The sequence below is a fragment of the Jatrophihabitans sp. YIM 134969 genome (assembly GCF_054456675.1).
This window is the reverse complement of sequence record NZ_JBTJEQ010000002.1, coordinates 198,948-209,384: the sequence shown is the minus strand read 5'-3', so window position 1 is coordinate 209,384 and position 10,437 is coordinate 198,948. Positions and strand designations below refer to the sequence as shown.

The window sequence follows — 10,437 nt, the reverse complement described above, 5'->3', positions numbered from 1 at the left end:
GCGGAGTGTCGCTCACACGGTTCCGGGTGCCCGCAGCCGCCGGTACAGCGTCCAGGCCCGCGTGGCGACGGTGTCCCAGCTGAACGCGTCGGCCCGCTCCCGGGCCGCCGCGCACCGGCGGACGCGCTCCGCGGGGTCGTGGTCGAGCGCGTCGACGGCGTCGGCCAGCGCCAGGGCGTCGCCCACGGGGACGACGGCTGCGGCGCACCCACCGGCGACCTCGACCAGCGCGGGCACGTCGGTGACCACCACCGGGGTCCCCACGGCCATGGCCTCGGCGACCGGCAACCCGAAGCCCTCGGCGCGGCTGGGCACCAGCACGGCCCGCGCCCGGGCCATGAGCACCCCGAGGTCGACGTCCGCGAGGCGGCCCAGCGGACGGACGTCCTCCGGGTCCAGTCCGGCCTTGGCCGCGAGCGTGCCGACCTCGACCCCGCCCCAGCCGGTGGCGCCGACCAGCACGAGCAGCGGGCGCCGCTCGGCCGGCAGGGCCGCGAGGGCCTCCATGGCGACGTCGACGCCCTTGCGTGGCTCCAACGTGCCGACCACGAGGACGAACGGCCGGTCGACCCCGAGTTCGAGCAGGGTGGTGTCGGCGTCCTCGGCCGCGGCGGCCTCGATCAGCCCGGTGCTCACGCCCGCGCCGAGCACGTGCAGCTTGTCGGGGTCCAGCTGCGGCAGGACCTCGCGCAGCGCGCCCGCGACGGCGTCGGTGGGCACGGTGACGGCCGCGGCGTGCTCGGCCGCCCGGGCGCCCATCTCGCGGTGCCAGGCCGCGCCGTGGGCGGTGAGGGTCTCGGGGTGGGTCCACGGGACGACGTCGTGCACCGTGACCACCAGGGGGACGTCGTGCACCGGCGGCATCAGCAGGGTCGGGGCGTGCACGAGGTGCGAGGCGCGCGGCGTCGGGCCGGTGCCGCGGGCCCACGCCCGGGCGAGCACCGGCGCGGGCAACGACAGGCGGTGGGGGCCCTCGACGTGGGGCAGACGCGCGGCCTCGGTGTGACGGTGGGCGGCGACCCAGCTCACCACCTCGTCCCCGTCGGAGCCGGTCCGGGCGAGGGCCGCGGCGAGCTCCCGGGCGTACCGCCCGGTGCCCCCGGGCACCGGTGCCAGTGCCTGTTCGAGGACGACGGAGACACGCACGGTCGCCAAAGGTACGTCAGCCGACCCTGGCCCCCCACACGAGCAGCGACTGTGAGTCGTAGCTGTCGGGCAGCCGGCTGATGGTCGCCTCGAGCTTGCGGTCGTTGGTGACGTCGGCGATCTGCTGCACCGGCGCCGAGCCGTCGACGGCCGTCTCGACCCCCTGCTGCGACGAACCCAGCACCCACAGCGTGCGTCCCTGAGCCCGAGCGGCGTCGGACACGGCGGCGAGCTCGGTGGGCGTGGGGTCGGTGACCGAGAACCGCGTCGCGGGGACCCCGCAGAAGCTGCGCACCGTCTGGGTCAGCACGATGCCGTCGACGTCGGGATACACGAACACGACGGCGGCGTCGGGGCCGAGGGTGTCGCAGGTCTTGTCGATCGCCGGCAGGTACCCGACCTGGGTCTCGAAGTCGCGGACCGGCCCCAGCACGCCCAGGGGGAACGCGATGAACGCGGCCACCGCGGCCACGGCCACGGCCCGTTGCAGCCACGGCCGCCACGGCGCGAACCGCAACAGCGCCAGCACCGCCTCGACGGCGACGACCGCGGCCAGCACGAACAGCGGGAACACGGCCGGCACGTACCGGCGCATCGCCCAGACCTGCTCAGGGGTGTTCGACACGTTGTAGAGGTAGAGCGCGGCGGCCGGGCCGGTGGTGGCGAGCACGATCAGCGACGCCCGCCGCCCGCGGATCGCCGCGGTGGTGAGCAGGCCGAGCCCGACGACGGCGAGCGCCAGCGTGATCGGCCCGAGGTACCAGCCGAACCAGGTCATCGTGTCCTGCGAGTACGTCAGTCGCGGCGAGACCGGGATGCCCTCCTGCCGCTGCAGCCCGGCCGTCGTGGTGTTGCTGATCCCGAGTGGGTGCTGCAGCGCGGGCCGCAGCGCCCACACCAGCGCCAACGCCCCGGACACGAACAGCCCCGCGCCCACCGCGAACCGGTCGCGGACGCGGCTGACGAGCCACCCGAGGCCGGGGATCCGCGGCCCGATCACCATCACGACCAGGCCGACGACGAGCGAGGCCACGAGCAACATCCGCAGGCCGTCGACGCTGGACTTCAACGCGGCGTAGTAGCCGCCGGCACGTTCCTGGACGTCGATCGAGCCGAGCACCACCGGCGGGACCGCCGCCAGCAGGGCCGTCCCCACCCAGGCGGCGGCGAAGCGGCGGCCCGACCCGCGGCTGGACGCGCAGAAGGCGAGGGCGGCGACGACCGGCAGCACGCCGAGGTAGAGCAGGGCGTCGACCCGCACCATGACGGTCGCGCCGAGCGCGAGCCCGCCGAGCGCGGCCAGGCCGAGCCGGCGGCGCTCCCACGCCGTGAGCAGCAGCCACATCGCGGACCACAGCAGCAGCTGGGTGAACGGCTCGGAGTAGGTGTCACGCGAGAACAGCAGCTGCGGCAGCGTCAGCGCCAGGCCGGTGAGCCCCGCGACGACGAGCCACGGACGCCGGCACAACCGCACCCCGACGGCGTAGACCATGAGCAGGCCGACCCCGCCGACCACGCCGTTGACCGCGAACATCACCCGGTCCCCGCCGATGCCCTGCGCCACCGCCAGCAGCACCGAGAACAGGTGGTTGAACTGGAACTCGAGGAACCCGCCGGGTTCGGGGTACATGCCGGCCGAGGCGAAGTTGGTGGTCCTGCTGACCGACACCCACGGGTCACCCGCCTGCACCCGCAACGTCCCGGTGCGCGCGAGCCACCGCCCGGCGACGGCGTACACACCGGGGTCGCGGTCGACGAACACGTAGTGCCCCGCGCGCAGGCTGTTGAACAGCACCGATCCCAGGGCGACGACGCACATCGCGAGCGTCGGCAGGTGCGCGGACCTCCCCTCGCGGGTCCGCACCGAGCCGGGCAGCGCCAGCGCGACGAACAGCACCGTGCCGAGCAGGCCCCAGAGCAGCGCCGGCACCAGGCCGTAGCGGCCGAGCAGCGCCAGCAGCAGGCCGGCGCCGGTCACGCAGACCAGCGCCGCGACGACGACGACCAGACCCCACTCGAACCACACCGGCAGCAACGCGTCGGGCCTGGCCTCGGCGGTGACGTCGCCCCCGGTCACGGGCGGCTCGGTCGACGCGGGGTCCGGTCGGTCCGACCCGGCCGCCGGGTCCAGGACGTCGTCGCGCTGGGTGGTCACGTCAGACGTCGACGATGACGCCGGCGGGGTAGCTGCGGAACAGGAAGTTCGGCAGTCCCTCACGCGGCGGACGGACCTTGCGGGCCTTGACGAACAGGTAGTGACCCAGGTCGTTCTTGCGGTACTCGATGAGCGGCGCGACCTCGTCGTACTTCGGCCAGCTCTCCGCGTGCACCGGGTGACCGTCGGCGGTGAACGAGGTCTCGACCTCGAAACCGAGGAACTCCAGCAGCAGGTGCAGTTCGTGCCGGGTGTACTCGCGGTTGTGACGGCCGTACGGCCCGTATCCCGAGTACGGGTCGTACATGTTGGCGCCGTTGACCAGCGTCAGCACGTTGATGATGCGGGCGACGTTCGGCGTCGTGAGCACGAGCACGCCGTTCGGCTTGAGGATGCGCTGGATCTCCCGCAGTGTCGCCGTGGGGTCCATGAGCAGGTGCTCGAGCATCTCGCAGAACAGCACGACGTCGAGGCTGTCGTCGCCGTAGGGGAACGGGTCCTCCTCGACGTTGAACATCTCCGAGGTGCGGACCTGCTCGACCCGTTCGCTCTCGCCGTCGGGCAGGAACGAGACCTTCTCCTCGATGGTCCCGTTGTGGCCGAAGTAGTTGGCGAGGGTGAGCTCGAGGCCGGTGTAGCGGTCGAGCAGGTAGGTGGTGAAGTACGGGTTCGCGCCCAGCTCCAGAGCGGTGCCGTGCTCGTCACGCACCAGCGACCAGGTGTGCAGGAACCGGTGGAAGGAATCGGTCACGTAGTCGTTCATGTGACCCTCGGGCTCGCCGCCGATGGACCAGCTGCGGAAGGTCTTCTCGATCGACTCGACGCTCACGCCGTCGGGGTGCGGCAGAGGCGGCGGCACCCACACGGGGGCACCCGTGGCGGGCGCGGGCGGCGGGGCCGGGACGGGGGTACCGAGCGAGTCGAGCACCCGCACGCTCGCACCCGAGAGCGCGCGCTGCACCGGTGCCGGGCTCTTCTGGACGGCCCGGCGCAGACCTCGGAACGCCGTGCGACGCGCGTTCTCGACAGCGGCCGGGCGGCCGGCGGACGCGGCGTTGGTCATGTGTCTCCCCTGGTGTGACGGCGCGGCGAATCTATCCCATCCGGGCGGTTCACCCCGGTACCCGCACGCCGTAGACGGCCCGGTCCCACACCACGTGGTAGGTCGGTGGACGGCTCAGGGTGTCGGCCAGATCGTCGCGGTTGACCCGGCGTCCGAGCAGTTGCACCTCGGTCCGCGGGCCGAGCACGTCGATGATGGGATCAGGCGCCGAGTCGACCAGCCACAACGTGCGGCCCTGTGCGCGCCACGCCGTGGCGGCGCGCTCGACCTGGTCCGCGGTCGGCACGCTCGTGGTCGTGGCGACCGGGACGTGGCAGAAGTCGCGCAGCACCTGGGGGTACGTCAGCGAACCGTAGGTCTCGCGGGTGAACAGGACGACGGCGTCGGGCCCGATCGCGCGGCAGGTGGACACGAACATGGCCTCGGAGCCCCGCCGCGGCGAGAAGTCCCACACCCGCGCGAGCGTCCCGAACGGGAAGGCCAGCACCGCGACGACCACGAGCGCGGCACCCACGCGGCGCCACCGGTCCCCCACCGCACCGAGGGCCGGCCGCAGCGTCGCGGGCAACGACCGGGGCACGGCGGCGAGCGCGGTCGCCAGCCCGAGCGCGGCCAGCGGCAGGGTCGCGGGCACGTACCGGCGCACGCCGAACAACTGGTCGGGGGTGTTGGACAGCCGGTACAGGTACAGGGCCGAACCGACACCCGCCACCGCGAGCACGACCAGCGCCGCCGACCGGCCCCGCGCGGTGGCGCGCACCAGCAACCCCACCCCGACCACGGCCAGGGCGAGCGCGAGCGGCCCGAGGTACCAGGACAGCCACACCATGCTCTGCTCGTTGTAGAGCCGGCCCGGCTCGATGCCGAGGCCCTCTTTCTGCTGCAGACCCAGCACGGTCGGGTTGGGCGGGCCCATCGGGCGGTCGACGGCGGGTCGCACCGCCCAGGCCAGGACCAACGCCAGGACGACGACGACGGCGGCGACCCGGCCGATCAGGGCGCGGTGCCGCGCGATCCGCGCGACGACGCGAGATGCCAGTGGGCGCAGGGGTTTCGCGGCCAGCACGAGCACGACGCCGATGACGACCGACGCCGCCGTTGCTTTCTGCAACGGTTGGATCTGTGGCGCGAGGTTGTGGTAGTACTGCCCGGCTCGGGCGACGACGTCGACGGTCCCGATCGCGACCGGTGCCGCTGCCCCGAGCAACGCCGCGCCGGTGAGGGTGGCGACGCGCCGCCAGCGGTCCGGCCCCGAGGCCAGGGCGACCGCCGCCGCGGCGAGCGGCAGCACCAGCAGGTAGACCAACGAGTCGACCCGGGCCATCGCCGAGGCACCCAGGACGAGTCCGCCGAGCAGGCCGAGGACGAACGGCGCGCGGTCCCAGGCCGTCACCAGCAGCCAGGTACCGGCCCAGACCAGCAGCATCGTGACGGCCTCGGAGAACGTGGCCCGGGCGACGTAGACGACCGGCAGTGACAGCCCGAGGCCCACGACGGCCACCAGCGTCGGCCACGGCCGGCGGGTGAGCCGGACCCCGACCACGTAGACGGCGAGCAGGGCGACGGCGCCGATGACAGCGTTGGCACCGAGCATCGCGCCCTCGCCGCCGAGGGCCCGCACCTGGGCGAGCAGCACCGGCAGCAGGTGGTCGAACTGGAACTCCAGGTGGTCGCCCTCGGAGTAGACCGCTGCCGAGGCGCCGGTGACCGACAGCCCGGTCGGGGCCCACGCGTCGTCGAACGGGATCTGCAGGCTCCCGTGCTCCGAGATCCACCGCGCGGCCATGGCGTACGCGGCCGGGTCGCGGTCGATGTTGATCCACGCGCCGGCGCGCCAGGCGTTCACGACCGCCGATGTCAGGACGACGACCACGGCCACGACCGCGGGCCGGGTGCCACCGGACCGGTCGGGACGGGTACCCGGACGACCGGCGAGCGCGCGGGCGCCGAACACGGTGAGGGCTGCGGCGAGGGGCAGGCCCACGCCGAGCGACAGGCCGGCCGAGTACACGCCGCCGGCGGCCAGCGCGAGCCCGAACCCGCCGCAGCACACCACCACCAGGACGACCGCCAGCAGTCCGGTCTCCAGCCAGGCCGGGACGGGCACGGCGCTCGCGGGGGTACCCGGGTGAGGGGTCGCGGGGGTGCCGGTCGTGCCGGTGGTCCCGGCGCTGGCCGCGGTCGTGGTGACGGCGACGTTCACCGGGGCCACGGGGGTCCCGGCGGTCTCGAGGGTCCCGGAACCCGGGCCGGCGTGGTCCCGCGGCACGGCGGCACCCTAACGGGTGCGGCCGCCCGGCAGGGCGTCCGCTCCGGAGTGGCGCGGTTCAGCTCACGCCGCGGGGGTCGACCGGTGGGGGCGGCGACCGGTCACAGGTAGCGCCCGCACACCGGCCACGGCGCCCGGCCCCGGGCCAGGTACAGCGTGGCGGCGACCGCCGTCTGCACCGCGGGCGTCGCGTCGACCGGGTTCCCGGTGCCGCCGTTCGACGCCCAGGTCGACAGGTCGAACTGGTAGAGGCCGTAGTAGCCCGCCGGGTTCACGGCGCGGGGGTTGCCGCCCGACTCGCACTGCGCGAGCCCCGCCCAGTTCGGTGCGCCCTCGATCCACACCGGCGACCGACCGGCGTTGCCGAGGTAGGCGAACCCGGCGCCGCTCACCTGCAGGAACGTCGCCGTCGTTCCCGCGGTCTTGCTCGTCCACAGCGCCGCACCCGCGGTGGAGCGGATCACGAGGTTGCCGTCGGACTGCATCCACGCGTACGCACCGGGCGAGCGGGTGCCGCTCGCCCACACCGCGGCGTTCGTGGCGTCACGACGGACCAGGTTGCCGTCGGCCTGCATGGTGAGCGACGCGGTGCCGCGCGTGATCGCCTGACCGCTGCGCAGCAGCTGGTTGCGCCACACCACGCCGGTCTTGGCCGGGGTGCGCCACGCCACCGTGGTGCCCTGCGCCACCGTCGCCTCGGCGAGGGTGCCCGCGGTGAGGACCGCCCCGGACCTCCCGGCCGTCCTGGTCTGGAACGCGACCGCGCCCGCCGTCGTGCGCAGGACGAGGTTGCCGTCGGTCTGCATCGTCAACGCCTGCATGGTGCCGCGGGTCGACGTCGTCCAGACCACGGCCTTGGTCGTGCTGTACAGCACGAGGTTGCCGTCGGTCTGCAGCGAGAGCCGGTACTGCAGGTCCTTCGAGTACACCGACTGCCCCGGCCGCAACGCGGCTCCGGTCCCGACCACGTCGAAGCGCGGGTGAGCACCCCAGTACTCGCTGCCGTTCGTCCGCGCGGTGTAGAGCGCGGCGTCGTTGCGCAGGATCAGCGCCGACGGGTCCGACGCGAACTGCGAGGTACTCCACACGGCGGCGTTGGCGGCGTTGCGCAGGACGAGGTTGCCGTCGGTCTGCAGGGTCAGGCGGCTGCCGCCCCGGCCGCCGGTCGAGGAGGTCCAGACCGGTCGTCCGCCCGCGTACTCGACCAGGTTGCCGTCGCTCTGCAGTTGGAGCGAGAACACGCCGTTGGCCGATCGCAGCGCGTCGCCGACCCCCATCGACGCCCCTGCCGCCAGCCGGTCGCCGAGCACCGCACCCGCGGTGGCCGGAGGCGCCGCGACGACCGCGGTCAGCAGCGACCCGGCGACGGCGCCCACCACGGCGAGCGTGGGCGCGGCGAGGGCGGCGTCGGACCGGCGACGTCGTGGGCGCATGCGTTCTCGTTCCTGTCGACGGCGCGGCCCACCCGGTGACGGGCGGTCCACGCCCGGCACGGGCGGCCGACACGCCGAGGAACCCGGGGTGCCGGTCGGGAGACGCGGACCATGCTAGGCGCAGACGTCACTCTGTCCACTCCAGTCACACGGGGCTTCACCGCCGCCTCACCGCCCCGCCGGGCGGGACCGGATCAGGACGTGGGGACGGGGACGCCGAAGAACGTGATGGTGAACGGCGTGTACGTCTGCGGCGGGTGCGTGAGCGTCATCGTGGGGTCGCGGGTGTACTGCGCCCCGGCGAAGGTGACGACGCTGGCGGCCCCGAAGAGGTTGCCGATGTACGTCGACCCGGAGTCGACGACCCAGAGCGTGCGTCCGCGGGAGGCCATGACCCGGGCCGCCTGGCGCAGTTCGGCGGCCGTGACCATCCGGGTCGACCCGGCGACGGGCACGTCGCACCACGACCGGAAGGTCTGTTGGCCGGTGGTCTGGCCGTAGCTGGGGTACGGGAAGACGATCGCGGCGTCGGGGCCGATGCCGTCGCACACCGAGGTGACGGCCGCGAGCAGGCCCTGGTGGGGTTGGAGGTCGCGCAGCGGGCCGGTCGTCGCCACCGGCGACAGCGCGAGCCCGAGCGCGGCGACGGCCGACCCCACCCGCACCAGACCGCGCCGGGTCGGACCGAGAGCCCGCTGGAGCAGGTCGGAGCCCGCCGCGAGCGCCACCACGGCGGCGAGGGCGAGCAGCGGGAAGATCGCCGGGACGAAGCGGCGCATGCCGAACAGGTGGTCCGGGGTGACCGACGGCTTGTAGAGGTAGTAGGCGGAGGCGAAGCCGACGGTGCCGAGCACGATGACCGCGGCGGAGGCACCGCGCAGACCGCGCCGCACCATGACCCCGAGGCCGACGGCCGCGAGTGCCACGGTCGCGCCGCCGAGGTACCAGACCATCCAGTCCAGGCTGTGCTCGTAGTAGAGCCGACCGTCGTCGAGGGGCACCACCCCCTCGCGCTTCTGCAGGGTCTCGATGAGGTGGATCCCACCGCCCCGCACCTCCTGCAGCGCCGGGCGCAACGCCCAGACCAAGGTGAACACGATCGTCGTGGCCACACCGACCACGGTGGTCACCAGGTCGAGCCGCATACCGATACCGTTGCGTACTGCAACGGTCACACGGCGCAACGGCCGCGCCAGCAGGATCCCGACGAACCCGATGACCGCCGCGGCGGCCGTGGCCTTCTGCAACGGCACGATCTGGTTGCGCAGGACCCGGAAGTAGCTGCCCGACACGTTCATGACCTCGACCGTGCCGACCACGACCGGGACGATCGCGAACACCGCCGCGCACCCCGCGAGGACCGCGACCCGTCGCCACCGTTCGTCGCGGCCGAGCAGGAGCGCCGCGACACCGGCGAGGACCAGGAGCGGGAGCAGGTAGACCAGGGCGTCGATCCGGGCCATGACCACCCCGCCGAGGGCCAGTCCCGCGAGGGCGCCCAACACGGCAGGTGACCGGTCCCAGGCCACCGTCAGCAGCCAGACCGCCCCCCACACGAGGAACAGCGTCAGCGGCTCCGACCACGGTCCGCGGGCGACGTTGACCGTCGGCAGCGCGAGGGCCACGGTCGCGACGGCCGCCAGCGTCAGCCAGGGGCGGCCGGTGAGCCGGACGCCGGCCGCGTACAGCGCGAGCAGGCCCAATCCCAGCAGGACGGCACTCGCCCGCAGCAGCGCCCGGTCGCCGCCGATCGCCCCCGCCTGGGCGAACACCATCGCGGTCAGGTGGTTGAAGTGGGTCTGGATCGCGCCGTCGACGTCGTCGACCCCGAAGGAGTTGCCGGTGAGCGGGAGCCCGGTGCCCACCCAGTCCGCGGCCCAGGGCGACGTCAGCCCGGTGTGCCGCGTGAGCCACTTCGCCGCGACGGCGTAGATCCCGGGGTCGCGGTCGATGAGGATCCACGTGCCGGCGAAGTGCTGGTTCCAGAAGGTGACCGCACCGACCAGGACGAGCGCGGCGAGCGTCGGCGCGGTCGTCCGCGACCGGTCGGGGCGGCGTGGGGCCCTTCCCCGCAGCGCGAGCCCGCCCGCGACGGAGAGGGCCACGGCGACCGGCACCCCGATGCCCGCGGCCAGCCCGAACGAGTAGTGGTTCTCGTACGCGAGGGCGACCCCGAGACCGCCGACGCAGATGAGCGCCACGACGGCGAACAGCAGTCCGGCCTCGAACCACAGCGGCAGACCGGGCGGCCGCACGGGAGCGGGCGAGGTGGTCTCCTCCTGCTCGTCACGTTCGAGCAGATCGGTGGACACGGGCGGCACGATAACGCGACGGCACGTGGATCCCGCGGACGACGCTGCGCGCGCCGACC

6 protein-coding genes are annotated in these 10,437 nt (G+C 73.9%); all 6 read right to left on the bottom strand.

Annotated elements, in window-relative coordinates:
• Positions 1-12: 12 nt before the first annotated feature.
• Positions 13-1,146 (bottom strand): glycosyltransferase, encoded by a 1,134-nt coding sequence (locus ACXR2U_RS02175; protein WP_458823278.1) that lies wholly within the window; start codon positions 1,144-1,146, stop codon positions 13-15.
• Between the two features lie 16 nt (positions 1,147-1,162).
• Positions 1,163-3,301, bottom strand: a complete 2,139-nt coding sequence (locus tag ACXR2U_RS02170) for a hypothetical protein (protein ID WP_458823277.1) — start codon at positions 3,299-3,301, stop codon at positions 1,163-1,165.
• Between the two features lies 1 nt (position 3,302).
• The gene (locus tag ACXR2U_RS02165) at positions 3,303-4,364 is read right to left on the bottom strand and encodes a class I SAM-dependent methyltransferase (protein WP_458823276.1); all 1,062 of its coding nucleotides are present in this window, start codon (positions 4,362-4,364) and stop codon (positions 3,303-3,305) included.
• Positions 4,365-4,413: 49 nt separating this feature from the next.
• Positions 4,414-6,633 carry a hypothetical protein gene (locus ACXR2U_RS02160; RefSeq protein WP_458823275.1) on the bottom strand — a complete coding sequence of 740 codons (2,220 nt, stop codon included), beginning with the start codon at positions 6,631-6,633 and terminating at the stop codon, positions 4,414-4,416.
• Positions 6,634-6,734: 101 nt separating this feature from the next.
• Entirely contained in the window at positions 6,735-8,066 is a 1,332-nt protein-coding gene (locus ACXR2U_RS02155; RefSeq protein WP_458823274.1) for a transglycosylase family protein, read from the bottom strand.
• 194 nt (positions 8,067-8,260) lie between these two features.
• On the bottom strand, positions 8,261-10,378 hold the full coding sequence (locus ACXR2U_RS02150; RefSeq protein ID WP_458823273.1) for a hypothetical protein: 2,118 nt from the start codon (positions 10,376-10,378) through the stop codon (positions 8,261-8,263).
• Positions 10,379-10,437 lie beyond the last annotated feature (59 nt).